Annotated in this window: 18 protein-coding genes; 13 read left to right on the top strand and 5 right to left on the bottom strand. The window is 57.3% G+C overall.

The window, feature by feature from the left end:
• Positions 1–2: 2 nt before the first annotated feature.
• The 10 genes from RCCS2_RS06790 (at position 3) to RCCS2_RS06750 (ending at position 9,140) form a co-directional block, all read left to right on the top strand.
• Entirely contained in the window at positions 3–1,394 is a 1,392-nt protein-coding gene (locus RCCS2_RS06790) for an aspartate aminotransferase family protein (RefSeq protein WP_008232613.1), read from the top strand.
• Entirely contained in the window at positions 1,394–2,695 is a 1,302-nt protein-coding gene (locus tag RCCS2_RS06785) for an NAD(P)/FAD-dependent oxidoreductase (protein WP_008232612.1), read from the top strand. Before RCCS2_RS06790 ends, RCCS2_RS06785 begins: the two co-directional genes overlap by 1 nt.
• Before the next feature lie 253 nt (positions 2,696–2,948).
• Complete coding sequence (locus RCCS2_RS18320; protein ID WP_008232611.1) at positions 2,949–3,122, top strand: hypothetical protein; 174 nt, start codon at positions 2,949–2,951, stop codon at positions 3,120–3,122.
• Positions 3,123–3,283: 161 nt separating this feature from the next.
• Positions 3,284–5,107, top strand: coding sequence for a membrane protein insertase YidC (gene yidC, locus RCCS2_RS06780; protein ID WP_008232610.1), 1,824 nt, complete (start codon positions 3,284–3,286; stop codon positions 5,105–5,107).
• Positions 5,108–5,863, top strand: coding sequence for an MOSC domain-containing protein (locus RCCS2_RS06775; protein WP_008232609.1), 756 nt, complete (start codon positions 5,108–5,110; stop codon positions 5,861–5,863).
• Between the two features lies 1 nt (position 5,864).
• Positions 5,865–6,512 carry a ribosome biogenesis GTP-binding protein YihA/YsxC gene (gene yihA / locus RCCS2_RS06770; RefSeq protein WP_008232608.1) on the top strand — a complete coding sequence of 216 codons (648 nt, stop codon included), beginning with the start codon at positions 5,865–5,867 and terminating at the stop codon, positions 6,510–6,512.
• A 17-nt stretch (positions 6,513–6,529) separates the two neighbouring features.
• On the top strand, positions 6,530–7,384 hold the full coding sequence (gene argB, locus RCCS2_RS06765) for an acetylglutamate kinase (protein WP_008232606.1): 855 nt from the start codon (positions 6,530–6,532) through the stop codon (positions 7,382–7,384).
• A 62-nt stretch (positions 7,385–7,446) separates the two neighbouring features.
• On the top strand, positions 7,447–7,965 hold the full coding sequence (locus RCCS2_RS06760) for a hypothetical protein (RefSeq protein WP_008232604.1): 519 nt from the start codon (positions 7,447–7,449) through the stop codon (positions 7,963–7,965).
• 39 nt (positions 7,966–8,004) lie between these two features.
• The gene (locus RCCS2_RS06755; RefSeq protein ID WP_008232602.1) at positions 8,005–8,616 is read left to right on the top strand and encodes a hypothetical protein; all 612 of its coding nucleotides are present in this window, start codon (positions 8,005–8,007) and stop codon (positions 8,614–8,616) included.
• Complete coding sequence (locus tag RCCS2_RS06750; protein ID WP_008232601.1) at positions 8,613–9,140, top strand: SixA phosphatase family protein; 528 nt, start codon at positions 8,613–8,615, stop codon at positions 9,138–9,140. The genes RCCS2_RS06755 and RCCS2_RS06750 overlap by 4 nt, the downstream gene beginning before the upstream one ends.
• Before the next feature lie 37 nt (positions 9,141–9,177).
• On the opposite strand, the gene RCCS2_RS06745 is transcribed toward RCCS2_RS06750, so the two are convergent.
• From RCCS2_RS06745 to RCCS2_RS06730, 4 genes are all read right to left on the bottom strand, one after another.
• Positions 9,178–11,181 carry a putative bifunctional diguanylate cyclase/phosphodiesterase gene (locus RCCS2_RS06745; RefSeq protein WP_156788470.1) on the bottom strand — a complete coding sequence of 668 codons (2,004 nt, stop codon included), beginning with the start codon at positions 11,179–11,181 and terminating at the stop codon, positions 9,178–9,180.
• A gap of 9 nt (positions 11,182–11,190) precedes the next feature.
• Positions 11,191–11,697, bottom strand: coding sequence for a hypothetical protein (locus RCCS2_RS17870; RefSeq protein ID WP_008232599.1), 507 nt, complete (start codon positions 11,695–11,697; stop codon positions 11,191–11,193).
• Positions 11,698–11,978: 281 nt separating this feature from the next.
• Positions 11,979–12,383, bottom strand: a complete 405-nt coding sequence (locus RCCS2_RS06735; RefSeq protein WP_008232598.1) for an NUDIX hydrolase — start codon at positions 12,381–12,383, stop codon at positions 11,979–11,981.
• Positions 12,380–13,018, bottom strand: a complete 639-nt coding sequence (locus tag RCCS2_RS06730) for a GDSL-type esterase/lipase family protein (protein ID WP_008232597.1) — start codon at positions 13,016–13,018, stop codon at positions 12,380–12,382. Before RCCS2_RS06730 ends, RCCS2_RS06735 begins: the two co-directional genes overlap by 4 nt.
• Positions 13,019–13,125: 107 nt before the next feature.
• On the opposite strand from RCCS2_RS06730, the gene RCCS2_RS06725 reads away from it, so the two are divergent.
• From RCCS2_RS06725 to RCCS2_RS06715, 3 genes are read left to right on the top strand one after another with little or no spacing between them, the layout of a single operon-like run.
• Complete coding sequence (locus RCCS2_RS06725; protein WP_008232596.1) at positions 13,126–14,037, top strand: thioredoxin family protein; 912 nt, start codon at positions 13,126–13,128, stop codon at positions 14,035–14,037.
• Positions 14,038–14,064: 27 nt separating this feature from the next.
• The gene (locus RCCS2_RS06720; protein ID WP_008232594.1) at positions 14,065–14,706 is read left to right on the top strand and encodes an LON peptidase substrate-binding domain-containing protein; all 642 of its coding nucleotides are present in this window, start codon (positions 14,065–14,067) and stop codon (positions 14,704–14,706) included.
• The gene (locus tag RCCS2_RS06715) at positions 14,703–14,882 is read left to right on the top strand and encodes a Trm112 family protein (RefSeq protein WP_008232592.1); all 180 of its coding nucleotides are present in this window, start codon (positions 14,703–14,705) and stop codon (positions 14,880–14,882) included. The genes RCCS2_RS06720 and RCCS2_RS06715 overlap by 4 nt, the downstream gene beginning before the upstream one ends.
• 293 nt (positions 14,883–15,175) lie before the next feature.
• Here RCCS2_RS06715 and RCCS2_RS06710 read toward each other — a convergent pair whose 3' ends face one another.
• Positions 15,176–16,561, bottom strand: coding sequence for a 3'-5' exonuclease (locus tag RCCS2_RS06710; RefSeq protein ID WP_008232591.1), 1,386 nt, complete (start codon positions 16,559–16,561; stop codon positions 15,176–15,178).
• Position 16,562: the final 1 nt, after the last annotated feature.

Raw genomic sequence — 16,562 nt, 5'->3', positions numbered from 1 at the left:
TGATGAACATTCTTGCCAACTACCCCCCGACCGAAGAACTGCAAGCGCTGGACGCTGCACACCACCTGCATCCGTTTACGCACGCCAATGCGCTGGCCGACAAGGGATCGCGGGTGATCACCTCTGCCAAAGGTGTCTGGCTGAAGGACAGCGAAGGCGAAGAAATCATCGACGGTATGGCCGGCCTGTGGTGCGTCAACATCGGCTATGGCCGCGATGAATTGGCCGAGGCCGCCTATCGCCAGATGAAAGAACTGCCTTACTACAACACGTTTTTTCAAACGACCCATGTGCCCGCCCTGATGCTGGCCAAAAAGCTGGCAGAGCTTGCGCCCGACGGGATGAACCAAGTGTTCTTTGCCAGCGGCGGGTCAGATGCCAATGACACCAACATCCGCCTTGTGCGCACCTATTGGGCCGAAAAAGGGCAGCCCGAACGCGATGTCATCATCTCGCGCTGGAACGCCTATCACGGCTCAACCATCGGCGGCACATCTTTGGGCGGGATGAAAGGGATGCACGGCCAAGGCAGCCTGCCGATCCCCGGTATTGAATTCATTGATCAGCCGCATTGGTGGGCCGAAGGCGGCGATATGACACCCGAAGAATTCGGGTTGGAACGCGCGCGCCAATTGGAAGACAAGATCAAGGAAATTGGACCAGAAAAGGTCGGCGCTTTCATCGCCGAACCGATCCAAGGCGCTGGTGGTGTGATCGTGCCACCTGAAACCTATTGGCCCGAAATCCAGCGGATCGTGAAGAAATACGGTATCCTGCTGATCGCGGACGAGGTCATCTGCGGCTTTGGGCGCACCGGCAACTGGTTCGGTTCGCAAACCGTCGGGATCGAGCCTGACATCATGACCATCGCCAAGGGTCTCAGCTCTGGCTACATCCCCATCGGCGGGTCGATTGTGTCTGACGAAGTGGCCGCCGTGCTGCGCGAGACTGAATTCAACCACGGCTATACCTATTCGGGGCACCCTGTGGCCTGTGCGGTCGCCTTGGAAAACCTGCGCATTCTGGAAGAGGAAGGCATGGTCGACAACGTGAGCAATGTGACCGGCCCCTACCTGAAAGAAAAATGGGAAGCCTTGGCCGATCATCCGCTTGCGGGTGAGGCCAAGATCGTGGGCATGATGGCATCTGTCGCGCTGACGCCCGACAAGGCAACCCGCGCGGCCTTTCCTGATCCCGGCACCGTTGGCTTTATCTGCCGTGACCGGTGTTTTGCCAACAACGTCATCATGCGCAGCGTGGGGGACCGGATGGTGATCTCACCACCCTTGTCGATGACCTGTGATGAAATCGACATTCTGATGGAACGCGCGCGCAAGTCGCTGGATGAATGCTATGAGATTTTGAAAGCCGATGATCTGCTGAAAGCGGGCTAATGGATCTGCTGACCGCGAACGACCGGCAAGGCAAATACCCCCCGTCCTATTATGCGGATGCAGCCGAACATCTGGACAGATTTCCCGCCGCCGCAGGTGATCTGACTTGCGACGTCTGCGTCGTGGGGGCCGGTTTCACCGGGCTGTCCACCGCATACCACCTTGCCCAGCGCGGCTATGATGTGATGGTGGTCGAGGCGCAGCGCGTGGGCTTTGGTGCCTCTGGTCGCAACGGTGGGCAAGTGGCAACGGGGCAACGGCGCGATCAGGACGAGCTGGAAAATATGGTCGGTGATGCCCATGCGCGTGAGCTTTGGGATATTGGCTGCCAGGCTGTTGATCTGGTCCGCGATCTTTGTGCCAAGGATGAGGTACACACCACCTTTCACCCCGGCATCGTGCACACGGTGCACCGCAAGCGCGATTATCAGCATGGCGCCGCATATGTGGATCATATGCAAAGCAAATACGGCTACGAAAAGATCACCCTGCTGGAGCCAGAGGCCTGCCGCGACATTGTGAATTCACCCGCCTATCACGGTGGCGCGCTCGACATGGGGTCAGGGCATGTACAACCGCTTGAACTGGTTCTGGGGCTGGCGCGACTGGCCGTGAAATCGGGGGCGCGCATATGTGAACAATCCAAAGTGACGGGCATTGATCAAGGCGATCCTGCCACCGTCCGCACCGACGGCGCGACAATCAAGGCGCGTTATGTGGTGCTGGGCTGCAATGGCTATCTGGGCACAATGCAGAAACACGTGGCCGCCCGGGTGATGCCGATCAATAACTTTATTGTTGCGACCAAACCGATGACACCAGAGGCGCAGGAACAAATCATCCGCAACAACTATGCCGTCGCTGACAGCAAATTTGTGGTGAACTATTTTCGGTTTTCCGATGACCACCGCCTGCTGTTCGGTGGCAGCGAATCTTATGGGTACAAATTTCCGAAAGACATTGCAGCCGCGGTGCGCAAACCGATGACCGAAATCTTTCCGCAACTTGCGAACATTGGGATAGACCATGCCTGGGGTGGCACATTGGGCATCACAATGAACCGGATGCCGCATTATGAACGGATTGGCGGGAATATCCTGACAATGTCGGGTTTTTCAGGATCGGGGGTCGCATTGGGCACAATGTCGGGCCAAATCGCCGCCGAAGCCATCGCGGGACAGGCGGAACGTTTCGACGTCATGGCACGGGTGCCAACCACCCCCTTCCCCGGCGGCCCGGCCTTGCGGTCGCCCCTGTTGGTTTTGGCGATGCTGTGGTATGGATTACGCGACAGGTTATAGCGATGATCACATCGCAAGGAGTTGATGGGATAGACCTTGTACTTCGGCGATCAGAGCGATTGAATAAGCAAGAATTTGCTGGAACGCTTAACCCGCGTGACTTTCCAGCACTGAGGTGCGATAACTTGTTAACAATTTTTAACTTTTTAATGCGTTTTGCACTATTTAAACCAAGTATTTGGCCCTATTCCGGCCCTAATTTCACCCGAATGCCTTTTTATCAGGTATAGCAGAGTGGCGTGAAAGGTATGTTATGATGAAGACTGCGACACAATCCATGGACCCGCACGAGGCGGCACAGGCATTTTTTGGACAGGATGATGCGTCATTTGCCGAAATGCTGACCCAACTTACCGCCAACGACCCCCGCCTGACAGCTGTCTTTCAACGCACACGGCAGCGCTTTCTTGATAAGCAAAACGACTAGGGTCAGGACCCCAAAGCAATTCAGCTTCAGGCATGGCTTTGCGATGCTGCTGCTCACAACTGCTTCAAACCGTCCAAAATCATTGAAAACAGCTTGACCTTTCGGCCCCCGACAGGTTGAACGACCTCCATAGTTTTCTAAGGAATACGGGCGGTTTTCAGATGGACGACCAGAACAAGAACCTCATACTGGCGACGGTGCTTAGCTTTGCTGTCATCGTGGCGTGGACAACGCTGTTCCCGCCAGAGGATCTGCCGGTTGATCCGGCCACTGAAACGGCCCAAACGCTTGATGACCCGACGCTGCCAGCGGCAGACCCGGTCAACCCTGCGGCAACAACGCCAACCGAAGCGCCGGAACCCGCCGCAGATGCCCCGCGCGTCGCGATTGAAACCGGTGAATTCAGCGGTTCCATTTCTTTGCAGGGTGGGCGGATCGATGATCTGGCGTTGACCAACTATCGCGAAACGATTGATGAAGATGCCGAAGTTGTGCGCCTGCTGAAACCTGTGGGTGAACCGGGTGCTTATTTTGCGTCCTTTGGCTGGACAGCCACGGATGGCATTGATGCATCTGCTGTGCCCGGCCCCGATACGATCTGGGCTTTGGAAAGCGGTGATACGCTCACCCCGAACAGCCCTGTCACGCTGTCATGGGACAATGGCGCGGGCCAGATTTTCCGCACCGAAATTGCCGTCGATGACGCCTTTATGTTCACCTTTGCGCAAAGCGTTGAAAACGCCACAAGCACCGCGATTTCCGCGCGCCCTTATGGTTTGTTGCGCCGCCATGGCGAACCTGACGACCTGAAGAACTTTTTCATCCTGCACGAAGGTATGGTGCGGATGACCGACGGTGAGCTGGAAGAAACCGGTTATGACGATATCACAGAATACGCCGTTGACCCGCGTGAACGCACACAGGCCGAACGGCTGGACGTCAGCGAAAGCGGCTGGATCGGCTATACCGACCACTATTGGATGACCACGCTGATCCCCGAACAGGGCGTGCCGTTCCGGTCCACGTCCAAGTATTTCGATGTGCGTGATCTGTATCAGGCAGAGGCGGTGATGCCGATTGAAACGGTCGCCGCTGGCGAAACCGCCACCGTCACGACACGCCTGTTTGCCGGTGCAAAAGAATGGGAAGCGATCCGCAATTACGAAAACGAAGGCGGCGTTGGCGGTTTCCTTGATAGCATCGACTGGGGCTGGTTCTTTTTCCTGACCAAGCCGATCTTTGCACTGCTGCACTACCTCAACATCTTTATCGGCAACATGGGTTGGTCGATCCTTGCGCTGACCGTGATCCTGAAAATCATCGTGCTGCCGCTGGCCTATAAATCCTATGTGTCCATGGCCAAGATGAAAGAGCTTCAGCCAGAGATGGAAAAGCTGAAAGAACGCACGGGCGACGATAAGCAAGCCATGCAGCAAGGCATGATGAAGCTTTACAAGGACAACAAGGTAAACCCGGCTGCCGGGTGTCTGCCGATCCTGTTGCAAATTCCGATCTTCTTTTCGCTCTACAAGGTGATCTTTGTGACAATCGAACTGCGGCACGCGCCCTGGATCGGTTGGATCCGGGACCTCAGCGCGCCTGACCCGTCGTCCTTCATCAACCTTTTCGGCCTGCTGCCCTATGCAGCGCCGGAACCCGGTTCGATCTTGGCGCTGATCTTCATCGGTATCCTGCCGATCCTGCTGGGTGTGTCCATGTGGTTACAGCAAAAGCTGAACCCGGCCCCAACAGACCCCACACAGCAGATGATCTTTGCGTGGATGCCATGGGTCTTCATGTTCATGCTGGGCTCTTTCGCGTCTGGTCTGGTGTTGTACTGGATTGCCAACAACGTCATCACGTTCATTCAGCAATACGCCATTATGCGCAGCCATGGGGCGAAACCGGATGTCTTTGGCAACATCAAAGCCAGCCTGAAAAAGAGGGCGGCCGAGGCTGAGGCCGACAAGAAAGAGGGCAAGTAGATGCCACGTGTCGCCGCACTGTGGCGGCACCCCATCAAAAGCCACGGACGCGAGGCGCTGGATCAGGTCACGCTGACAGAAGGGCAGACCATGCCATGGGATCGGGTGTGGGCCGTGATGCACGAGCAGTCTAAATTTGACGCCGAAACACCCGCTTGGGTCAGTTGCCGGAACTTCATGATTGGGGCCAGCACCCCGGGGCTTGCCGGTATCTGGGCACAGTTTGATGCGGTCACGGGTATCATGCACCTGCGCCACGATGCGCTGGGTCAGATCAGCTTTGATCCTGATAACAGCGACGACGCAGCACGCTTTGTTGCATGGGTGCGCCCCGTTTGTCCGCCTGAAAAGTTGCAGCCAACACGGCTTGCAAAAGCACCTGATCGCGGGATGACAGACAGCAACTATCCGACGGTATCCATCATGACCCAAGCCAGCCATAACGCCGTGTCCCAGAAACTGGGCCGCCCGCTTGAGATTGAACGCTGGCGCGGCAACATCTGGCTGGATGGTGCAGGACCTTGGGAAGAACTGGAATGGCTTGGCAAGGACGTGCAGATCGGCGCGGCCATCTTGCACGTTGTTGAACCGATCGAGCGCTGCAAACACACGATGGCCAACCCCCGCACCGGCACACGCGATGCTGACACGCTGGCGGCCCTGCGCGATGGTTGGAACCATCAGGATTTTGGCGTCTATGCCAAGGTGATCAAGGGCGGTAAGGTCGCCCTGAACGACACGGCAAAGGTGGTCTGACATGGAAATGCGCTTTCCCGAGGCGGAAGAGCCTGACGCAGCGGCCCTTGAAAAAGGCCGTTTGCTGTTTGCGGGTGAAACCGATTTCGTCAAAGGCGTCGTCGCGATGGACGGCCTGCCGCCTGCCGACCGGGTTGAGGTGTGCTTTGCCGGGCGATCCAACGTCGGCAAATCATCCCTGATTAACGCCATCACCGGACGCAAAGGCCTCGCCCGCGCCTCCAACACGCCGGGGCGCACGCAAGAGATCAACTTTTTCACCGCAGGCGATATCTATGTCGTCGATCTGCCCGGCTATGGCTTTGCCACTGCACCCGTCGCGGTGGTGGAAAAATGGCAGCGCCTGCTGAAACAATACCTGCAAGGGCGGCAAACCCTGCGCCGTGTCTTCGTGCTGATCGACGCGCGGCACGGGGCCAAAGCGGTGGACGAAGAGATCATGTCCCTGCTCGACAGTTCCGCTGTCACCTTCCAAGTTGTCATGACCAAGGTCGACAAGCTGAAAGGCGAAGCACTGCAAGCCTCGCTCGACAAAACCCGCGCGGCATTGGCCAAACACCCTGCCGCCTTTCCCGAACTGATCCTAACGTCATCGGAAAAAGGCGATGGTATCAAGACGCTCCGCGCCATCATTGCGGGCATCGTATGAAGACAAGGACCCAAGACATGAACCGTGACTGGATCGCCACCGCCCGGACCCTTAGCGAAGCCCTGCCATATATGCAGCGCTATGCCGGTGCGACTGTGGTGATCAAGCTGGGCGGTCACGCAATGGGCAGTGACGCGGCGATGCGCGGCTTTGCCCGTGACGTGGTGCTGATGCGGCAGGTCGGGCTGAATCCTGTTGTCGTGCACGGCGGCGGGCCGATGATCAACGAAATGCTGGATAAGTTGGATATCCAATCGGAATTCGTGAACGGCAAACGGGTAACGGATCAAGCCACGATGGACGTGGTCGAAATGGTCCTGTCCGGTCAGGTGAACAACCGGCTGGTGCAGGCGATCTGCGAAGAAGGCGGAAAGGCCGTGGGCCTATCAGGCAAGGATGCGCGACTGGTGGTGTGCGAACAGGCTAATCCCGCTTTGGGTTTTGTCGGCAAACCTGTCGCCGTTGACCCGACCATCCTGCGCGATCTGCATGCGGCTGATGCGATCCCTGTGATTGCCCCCCTTGGGATGGGCCGCGACGGGCAAACCTTTAATATGAACGGCGACACAGCGGCAGGTGCCATCGCAGGCGCGCTTAAGGCCGACCGCCTGCTGTTGCTGACCGATGTCGAAGGCGTGAAAGACAAATCTGGCGAAGTCCTGACCGAAATCGCCCCCGCCAAAATACCTGAATTGATCGCTGACGGCACCATTGCAGGCGGCATGATCCCCAAGACGGAAACCGCGCTCGCGGCGATGAATGATGGCGTGCGCGCCGTTGTCATTCTGGACGGACGCGCGCCCAATGCCTGTTTGCTGGAACTGTTCACGGATCACGGCGCCGGTTCGCTGATCCGCCGACCAAAGTCGTGATATCCTTACTTTGGCGTCCTGACGCCACCTGCTAGCGTATCGGCAGGAAAGTGGAGGATCGAATGAAACCTGTCATGCCCGCCATCGCCTTTTGCATCGTCACCATCGCACAGCCCGCAAGTGCGACCGTCGAAGACTGCATGGTCGATACCTGGATCGCTGACATGCGTGATGTGGCCGATATGATGGCGCTGCAGATGCAAGGCACCGCGACCCCGGTTAGGGGCGAAATCGCGATGCAGATCGCAGATGACGGCAGCTTCACGTTGCTGGCCGATGATATGATCATCAATGTGCAGGTCCCCAACGTGCCTGCAATGGATGTCAAAGTTGTCGGGTATAGCGCCGGTCAGTTAGATGCGGCTGACAACGTCTTTCTGGCCTCTGTCAGTGACTACAATCTGGTTGGGTCAGCTGACGTTCTGGGTCAGACCATGGAGATTCCGTTTTCATCAGAGACCGGGATGGGCGGTGGTGGCACCGGCTGGTTTGAATGCGCGGGCGATACGCTGCGGTTTGAAGCGACCGTTGACGGCGTGACAAACGCCAACCGGATGCCGCGTCTTTGGCGCAGGCGGTAAGCTCTGGTTTTCCCGCTGGCACTGTCTAAAGTCCTATCCATGACACGCGATGATCTGAGTAACGCTTTATTCCCTTTTGGGTTGCAGCCATTGGGCGACTGCCCTGACGGCGCAGACACCATTACGCTGATCGGCCCGGACGAACCGCGCTTTTGGCCAATCTTTTGCGAAAGCCCGGAATACGGGGATGGCGGCCCTGATCCAATGGATCGGTGGTCCTTTCGTGTCATCACCGGCGTTGCCGATACATTGAACGCGGACCCGCTTTTTCCCTTCGGTGGCCCGCCCTATGCGCCTTTCTTTACATGGGCCACGCAGACAGGGCGGTTCTGGGCATCACCCATTGGCTTTCTGGTGCATGACGAAACAGGGTTGTTTGCGTCTTTCCGCGGTGCGCTGCGTTGGCAAACATCGCCCGATATCGGCGGCAACCCACAACCCTGCCTGACCTGCGCCAAACCCTGCGCGACGGCCTGCCCGGTTGGCGCATTTGACAACAGCTATGACGTGGCCGCCTGCAAAGCCCACGTCGCCTCACCGGCTGGCACCGCCTGCCGCACCGCGGGCTGCCTTGCGCGTCGTGCCTGCCCTGTGGGCCAAGGCACCCGCCTGCCTGCCCAAGCCGCTTTCCATATGGAGGCCTTTTTATGACCCTGCGCCTAATCCTGATCCGCCACGCGAAATCCAGTTGGAGCGATCCTTTCGGCGACGACCACGAAAGAACGCTGAACAAACGCGGGCGGGCCTCGGCCACAGCGATTGGGGAATGGATGGCGCAGGAAGGCTATCTGCCTGATACCGTGCTTTGTTCCGATGCAGCGCGGACGCGGGAAACGGCAGCGCTGATCTTGTCAGCGCTTGATCCCGAACCGCGCCTGCAACTGTCTGGGCGCATCTATCATGCCGCCCCCGATACCATCCTTGAAATGGTGCAAAAACAGACGGATCAGACGATAGCGGTTGTCGGACATAATCCCGGAATTGGCATGTTGGCGAATGGGCTGGTGCGATCAGCACCTGATCACCGCCGGTTCAGCGATTACCCGACCTGTGCCAGCACAGTCATTGATTTCGATATTGGCAAATGGACCGAGGTTCAGCCGCGCACAGGACAATGCAAAGCATTTGTGGTGCCGCGCGATCTGATTGGAACGGCGAACCATGACATTGAATAGGGTTACATCCCCCCTACCGCAGCAAATGCAGTAAGGGCTAAGATGCAGGGCGTTGCAGCAATGGTTGGTCCGTTGTCATGGCCGCAGCCAGTGCATCATCGCGGGGCATTGGCCTGCTGAAGAAGTAACCTTGCGCTTTCCGCGCACCCATTTCGAGAACGATATCCGCCTGCCGCCGCGTTTCGATGCCTTCAACCGTCGCATCCAGCCCCAGATTGCGTGCGATATCAAGCACGGCATCCAGCAAAAAGCGGGATGTGTCCGACGTTTCGATATCCTGAACCAAGGACCGGTCAATCTTGATTTCATCGGCCACGGTGGTGCGCAAATAAGCCAAGGATGAAAAGCCAGCACCAAAATCATCAATTGATACCTTTGCCCCAAGGTCATGAATGGCCGACACAACCTGTTTGGCCTTGCCCCAATCCTGCATTTCGGCCGTTTCCGTAATCTCTATCGTCAGCAGGTCGGGCTGAAGCCCTGAGGCCAGCAACGCATGTTTCACGGTTTCCACGAACTTCAACGAACTGAAATGCAATGTCGAAAAGTTCACGCTGATAGAAAAGCTTGTGCCGTGGCACAGGTTGAAATTTGCAATATCGCGGGTGGCATTTGACAGGATGCTGCAATCGATATCGGCGATCAGGCCGCTTTCCTCTGCGATGCCGATAAAGGCGCTTGGCGGCACGATCACGCCATTCCGCCGCCAGCGCGCAAGCGCTTCAAATCCAAAAACCTCTTCGGTTGTCATGTCCACTTTGGGCTGCAAATAGTAGTCAAGACTGCCATCCGCGATGGCCTGTGGCAGTTCTTCGACCATCGCGCGCCGTTCCAGAAACTGATGTTCAAGAACTTCATCATAGATGGTGAATTGCCTTTTGCCGTTCGACTTTGACGCATAAAGCGCAAAGTCGGCCACGCGGGTCAGGCCATCAACAGTATGGGCGACCTGCCGCCCGATTTGCGTTTTGGTTGCCAAACCGATGCTGGCCTCAACACCCACAGCTTCGCCTTCAAAAACGATTGGATCGGCAATCGCCGCGATCACATCGTCGCATATCTGCGAAAGCAGCGGGATATCTTCACTGATGCAGACAACCGCAAATTCATCCCCGCCAAGGCGCGCGGCAAAACCACCATCTGGCGTGCGATACGGCCCAAGTGCTGCGGCGACATGCCGTAAAATATCGTCGCCAGCTGCATGACCATAGGTGTCATTGATTTGCTTGAACCCGTCCAGATCAACCAGTAACAAGGCCAGTGCGGTCTTTTGCGCCAGCAGTTCTGACAATCGATCCTGAAACTGCACCCTGTTCGGCAAACCTGTTAGGGGGTCAAAGAACGCCAGATGTCGGACCCTTTCTTCGGCCGCCTGGCGCGCCTGCTTTGCCATCACCTCTTTGCGCAATAGGGTCGTTGCAGCGATGCCCAAAACCGACAGCCCCAGCAGTATCACCCAAACAACGGTGCGCTGATTTTCCACCGCAGCGGTTTGACCAAACAACAGATTGTCCTGCAATTGCCGCATCCTGTCGAGATAGATAACTAATGCCTCGCGTGCGATTTGAGTGTGTTCAATCAACGCCGCAGCGTCTGCGTCAAGATCACGAAAATCATTTGCTATCGCGTCATCCGCGACGGCCTGCGCGCGCCGAAGGGCCGCAATGGCGTCATCCGCCTCTTTCAAAAAATCGCCTCTGGACTGTATCCGCCGAAACGTATCCATCCTGACAAACAGAAAATCGGATGCGGCGCGGAAATCAGCCACAGCTTCATCACTCATCTTGCCGCGCACGGCTGCTTCTTGAATGATCAGCACCAGCCGATGCAAATCGCTGATCGCGATATAGCCATTGCGCAGTTGGCGGTCGTTAAGTGATTGATGTGTGGAACGCAGGTTCGTGACAGTAACCTGCACATAATAGCCCGCAACAAAGCAGGTCATCAGAATTGCGATGATGCAAGCCACGACGGTACGGCGTCGCAGGAACAGCGCGCTTATTCTTTCGACTGTACCTTGTGTCCGGGATGTAGCCTGCACGCGAACGACCTATTCCACCTTGATCCGTGCAGCCATCCACACCAGATGTCGTTCGCTCACCACTGGCGATGCGGTATAGCTACCCTTATCGATGATAAACTGAATGGGGCCGCGTTCGCGCCGTGTATGCGCACGGCCATCGACACGCGTGGCAACAAGCACAGGAACGGTGTCCCACAAGGCACGCGGGATCGTGGTGCTGAAATCATTCTCGGCGATGACGTTGATCTCATCCGTCAAATGCAGACCGTTCGCTTCCAGAAGATCAGAGAGTAGTACACCATCAAAATCCACAGGTTCGTCACGCCACGGCGTAGTTGTGCGCACGCGGTAGGTCGGCAATGCCTCTAATGTGGCTGGTGTGTAGGTCTGTGCGGTGCCGTCAGCGGCGATGATGACAAGTTGCGCGTCCGTGTGTTCAATCGGATCCAAGGTAACAGGCTGCGGTGCCTCTGCGGCGACCCCCGTTGCGAAAACGAAGGCCACGATTGTGGCCAGAATGGATTTTGCAGGCATGAAACGCTCCGTTGCTGTGCTTGAACTGGGCGACACACTAGCGATGGTTCGTTAAGTCAGTGTTTCGGAAGACAGCAATAATCCCGCCCTACGACAAAATAGTATGTGCAAATTTAGGGATTTGAGGGCAGCACAGGTTCTTGCTGCGACGCTCAGACCCTATCCAGCAGGCGGGCCAACAGATAAGCTTGTCGTCCAGATATGTTGAATTCTGTTCTTGCGTGACTTTCAGAAGGTCGCCGCGCTCTCTGCTGTTGCCGGCAGGTTTGGTACGGGCCGCCTTAAACGTCCAACTCTTCGATAATCTTTTGCACGTTCGGGCTTTGGTGCAGCGTTGCCGTTTCCTTGGCTGTGAACCAGCCCGCGTCGCTGACATCATCGGCTGCGACAGGCGTTCCGCTGCGGTAGGTACAGACAACCACCGCCAGTAAGTAATGAAAGCGCACCGATCCGTCCTCGGCAAATGTAATTGCATCGACATTCGTCAGATAGCGTTCTGCCGTCCCTACCACACCGGTTTCTTCCGCCAGTTCACGCACTGCGGCCTCTAACGCGGTTTCCCCCAGTTCCACATGCCCACCGGGAAAACCCCAGGTATTGGCGTTGGGTTCATTCTTGCGTTTGACCAACAAAAACCGCCCTGCGTGATGCACAACAGCGATTGCACCAAGTTTCGGCTGCATCATAGCGCTGCGATCTTGGCGGCGATGACCTGGCCGAGGGTGATGTGATCTTCTGCCGCAAAGTGCAGCCCATCCAAGGGGCTGGAATTGATATGCGCGCCCGCATCCAGAAACGCGATCCCCCAGTGATCGGCCAGTTGCGCGATGGCAAAGGGCAGATCGCGCGACTTTTCATGCGCGCCCAGCAGCGTATCGCGATAAGTGCCCTGTTCCAGCACAACGGGCGGCGCGATCAGCAGAATATCGAACCCGTTGTGGCGCAACTGGTAAGGCTCTGACCGGGCGATTGCCAGCAACCCGGCCAAGCCACCCACCACCTGATCAACGGTTGCTGCATGATGCGTTTGCAGGTCATTTGTCCCCAACATGATCACCAGCAGATCAATCGGCCCGCTGCTTTCCAAGGCAATCCGCAGGCCCAACTGCCCATCCATATGCGCGCCCATCACAGGATCCGCACGGCAGGTTGTGCGCCCGGGCAAGCCGTTTTCGACCAGCGCCCAATCGGGGCCAAGGGCCGCTTGCATCACCGTGGGCCAGCGCGTGTCCGGCCCGAACCTGCGGTTTTCACCGCGCGCATGGGCGGGGGGCGTGCCATAGGTATTGCTATCGCCAAATGTCAGGACTGTTTTTGTCATCCTGCCACGCTATGTCCCGTGCTGAGAATGGTAAAGCCGCTTTGCCCCTTGGCCTTGCCGCCCTGAACGCACATATAGGGCGCAATGACAGATGAAGGAGACAGACCATGCTGGAATTGGATGCAAACGCAGGCACCCCCGCTGATCTGATCAAGGACGGCACCGATGCAAGTTTTGCCGCCGATGTGATCGAAGCCTCGAAAGAGGTGCCGGTCATCGTGGATTTCTGGGCGCCGTGGTGCGGCCCCTGCAAAACACTGGGCCCCGCGATTGAGGCGGCAGTGACCAAAGCCAAAGGCCGGGTCAAGCTGGTCAAGATCGACGTGGATGCCAACCAAGCCTACGCAGGTCAGTTGCAGGTGCAGTCCATCCCGACGGTCTATGCCTTCTTCAATGGTCAGCCTGTCGATGGCTTCCAGGGCGCTTTGCCACCGTCCGAAATTGATGCGTTTGTCGAAAAAATCGCAGCCCTTGCTGGCGATCCAGAGGCAGAAGGGCTTAGCGCGGCCATCGAAGCGGCGGATCAGATGCTTGAAGAAGGTGCAGCCGCAGACGCGGCAGAAACCTTTGCGGCGATCTTGCAGGAAGAACCGAACAATGCTGCCGCCTATGCGGGGCTGGTCCGGTCCTATCTGGCGCTGGATGATATTGATCAGGCCGAGGCGGTCTTGAACGGCGCACCGGCCGAAATTTCAACTGATCCCCTGCTTGAAGCGGTTCATGCCCAGATCACACTGGCACGCGAAGCAGCAAACGCTGGTCCGGTCACCGAATTGCAAGCAACGGTCGACGCGGAACCTGACAATCATCAGGCCCGTTTTGACCTGGCCGTCGCACTGCATGCCAGCGGGCAGGTCGAAGATGCGGTGAACACGCTGCTTGAATTGTTCCGCCGTGATCGCGATTGGAATGACGGGGCCGCCAAGACCCAGCTTTTCACTATTTTTGACGCGCATGATGCCAAAGATCCGATTGTTCTGAACGGGCGGCGTAAACTATCGTCGATGATATTTGCCTGATCACAGGTTCGGCCTACTTTGGTATACATGATATCAAAGACCGACCTGCCAGACACAATTCCGGTGTTTCCATTGCCCGGCGCGCTGCTTTTGCCGCGTTCGCGCTTGCCGCTGCATTTGTTTGAACCACGCTATCTGGCGATGCTGGACGACGTGCTGAAAACCTCGTCCCGGCTGATCGGGATGGTGCAGCCTTATGATGCCCCCGGAGGCGGTGGCAAACTGCATACCATCGGCTGTGCCGGCAAGGTCACCGCATTTTCCGAAACCGAAGATGGGCGCTATATGATCACCATGTCAGGCGCATCCCGTTTTCGGATCACCGAAGAGATCGAGGGTTTTACCCCCTACCGCCGTTGCAACGTCAACTGGCAGGGGTTTGACCGTGATCTGGGACCGGTCGAAAAAGACGAAACATTTGACCGCGAAAAGTTCATGGATGCATTGGGCCGTTATCTGGTGGATCAGGGGCTGTCGACAGATTGGGAAAGTCTGGGTGACGCTGAAGATGAACTACTGATCAATTCGCTCTCCATGCTGTGCCCGTTTGAACCCGAAGACAAGCAAGCCTTGCTTGAAGCCCCGTCATTGACCACCCGCCGCGAAACGCTGATGACCTTGATCGAATTTGCCCTGCGCGGCGGATCAGGCGAAGAGATGATGCAATGAGCGAAACAGCATTTGATCCCAAGATGCTAGAGGCGTTGGTCTGCCCCATGACCCAAGACACGCTGACCTATGACGCCGAAAGTCAGGAACTGGTCAGCAAGGCCGGCAAAATGGCCTTTCCCATTCGCAATGGTATCCCTGTGATGCTGGTGGATGAAGCGCGCAAGCTGGACTAGCGCCCCACCACCGCACGGTCCTGTCACGCTTTTGCAAGGGTTACCTTGGTAGTTTCCCGCTTGGATATCCACCCCACGGGGCGCTTTGAACCGCCCCGGTCAAGATCAGGTTTTCGTTGGTCCGCAGACCACCCCCATAAAGGGTGCAGGGCCACAGCAACGCTTCGGCAGGTCAGTGATGACAGGCCGAGAGTGAGAACCGTGCAGGCGGGCCCGCCCCCCTTGATCTTCCTTTCTTTATATAGCCGATTGCCGGGCCGCCCCAGATGGGCCGCCGGGCCATTTGTGCTGCGCTATTCATGCACCTCAAGAATGCGGCGGTGCTTAAGTGCTTCTTTGCGCACATCGGCAAAGGTCTGAAATCCCCGCGCTTCAAGGATGGGCAGCAAAGCCGCGAATGCTTTGGCCGTTGCCATCGCATCGCCCAAGGCGGTATGGCGCAAATCTTCGGGAATGCTGACCTCTAACCGCGCGCAAAGCGCATCCAGCGTATGTTCCGCCGATCCGCCAAAGACGATTGCCGACAGATGCACCGTGTCCATGACCGGGTTCTGAAATATAGCGTCGCTGCGGTTCAGGAACGCCATGTCAAAGGGTGCGTTATGCGCCACCAGAACGGCATTTGCGGCATAGCGTTGGAAGTTGTCGCGCACCACTGTGAAATCGGGCGCACCTGCCACCATATCATCGCTGATACCATGCACTTTCGTGGATTGCGCGGGAATGGGGCGACCGGGGTTGACCAGCGCCTCAAAGGTTTCAGACGCGATGATCCGCCCGTTCACAATGCGCACAGCGCCCAATTGCACAACATCATCCTTTTGCGGGTCAAGCCCGGTGGTTTCGCTGTCGAAGACAACAAAGGTCAGGTCGCGCAGGGCGGTTTCATTGATATCCGTATCGGGCGTCTGATCGAACAGATCAAAGTCGTAAACCAAAGGGCGCGCGGCATCAGGATCCAGCGGTTCAAGCATCACCATATATCCGCTGTCGTCGTCAAAGACGCGGATATGGCCTGAATAAACCGCCTCTGATTTTCCCCTGATCGTAATCGGGCGACGCATCTGACCCTTCTTTTTCATCTTGGCAAGCGTGTCGTGCAGCGTGCCTGCATCCAGATAATCGCAGACAGATGCGTTCAGCCGGGCCGGTGCTTCGTGTTCCATAAGGTCGGCGGCTTGCCCGTCGTAAAGCACGATCTGATCGTCAGGCGTCGCAACAATCACGGCGACCGGAATGTCCGACAGAATGCGCAACAATTGCGCGCGGTGGCGTTCCAGGCGTGCGGTCTTTTGCGCCACTGTTTCGGCTGTCGCTTGTGATGCCGCGCCCAGTTTGTCGCTGATCGCACAGGCAGCAGGGGCAAGGTCACCCAAATATCTGGCGGCTTTGTCGTCCAGTGCCGTATCAATCCCCGTTGCTGCGCGCACGCGGATTTGTGCGGCCAGCGCCTCGATCGGTTTGCTGATGTTTTCGTCGAACAGCCGCCAGACAAAGGTCGCCAGCGCCAGAATGCCAAAACCTGCGGTGATCGCGACCGTTGTGAAGGCCGAAAAGGCCTCTGCATTGCCAAATTGCCGGTAGCCCAGGATCAGGGCGCCCAGCACAACCGCGACCCCGCCCAACCCGATGAGAGAGAAGAAAAGAAACACGCGCAGGCGCAGGCTAAGGGTGGTCATG

Source organism: Roseobacter sp. CCS2, assembly GCF_000169435.1.
In the GTDB taxonomy this organism is placed as follows: domain Bacteria; phylum Pseudomonadota; class Alphaproteobacteria; order Rhodobacterales; family Rhodobacteraceae; genus Yoonia.
The sequence above is the reverse complement of the archived record's forward strand: the minus strand, read 5'-3'. Positions and strand labels throughout refer to the sequence as shown.

Coding starts and splice junctions, on each gene's coding strand:
- RCCS2_RS06790 (WP_008232613.1), top strand. CDS start 3: ATGAACATTCTTGCCAACTACCCCCCGACCGAAGAACTGCAAGCGCTG.
- RCCS2_RS06785 (WP_008232612.1), top strand. CDS start 1,394: ATGGATCTGCTGACCGCGAACGACCGGCAAGGCAAATACCCCCCGTCC.
- RCCS2_RS18320 (WP_008232611.1), top strand. CDS start 2,949: ATGATGAAGACTGCGACACAATCCATGGACCCGCACGAGGCGGCACAG.
- yidC (WP_008232610.1), top strand. CDS start 3,284: ATGGACGACCAGAACAAGAACCTCATACTGGCGACGGTGCTTAGCTTT.
- RCCS2_RS06775 (WP_008232609.1), top strand. CDS start 5,108: ATGCCACGTGTCGCCGCACTGTGGCGGCACCCCATCAAAAGCCACGGA.
- yihA (WP_008232608.1), top strand. CDS start 5,865: ATGGAAATGCGCTTTCCCGAGGCGGAAGAGCCTGACGCAGCGGCCCTT.
- argB (WP_008232606.1), top strand. CDS start 6,530: ATGAACCGTGACTGGATCGCCACCGCCCGGACCCTTAGCGAAGCCCTG.
- RCCS2_RS06760 (WP_008232604.1), top strand. CDS start 7,447: ATGAAACCTGTCATGCCCGCCATCGCCTTTTGCATCGTCACCATCGCA.
- RCCS2_RS06755 (WP_008232602.1), top strand. CDS start 8,005: ATGACACGCGATGATCTGAGTAACGCTTTATTCCCTTTTGGGTTGCAG.
- RCCS2_RS06750 (WP_008232601.1), top strand. CDS start 8,613: ATGACCCTGCGCCTAATCCTGATCCGCCACGCGAAATCCAGTTGGAGC.
- RCCS2_RS17870 (WP_008232599.1), bottom strand. CDS start 11,697: ATGCCTGCAAAATCCATTCTGGCCACAATCGTGGCCTTCGTTTTCGCA.
- RCCS2_RS06735 (WP_008232598.1), bottom strand. CDS start 12,383: ATGATGCAGCCGAAACTTGGTGCAATCGCTGTTGTGCATCACGCAGGG.
- RCCS2_RS06730 (WP_008232597.1), bottom strand. CDS start 13,018: ATGACAAAAACAGTCCTGACATTTGGCGATAGCAATACCTATGGCACG.
- RCCS2_RS06725 (WP_008232596.1), top strand. CDS start 13,126: ATGCTGGAATTGGATGCAAACGCAGGCACCCCCGCTGATCTGATCAAG.
- RCCS2_RS06720 (WP_008232594.1), top strand. CDS start 14,065: ATGATATCAAAGACCGACCTGCCAGACACAATTCCGGTGTTTCCATTG.
- RCCS2_RS06715 (WP_008232592.1), top strand. CDS start 14,703: ATGAGCGAAACAGCATTTGATCCCAAGATGCTAGAGGCGTTGGTCTGC.
- RCCS2_RS06710 (WP_008232591.1), bottom strand. CDS start 16,561: ATGACCACCCTTAGCCTGCGCCTGCGCGTGTTTCTTTTCTTCTCTCTC.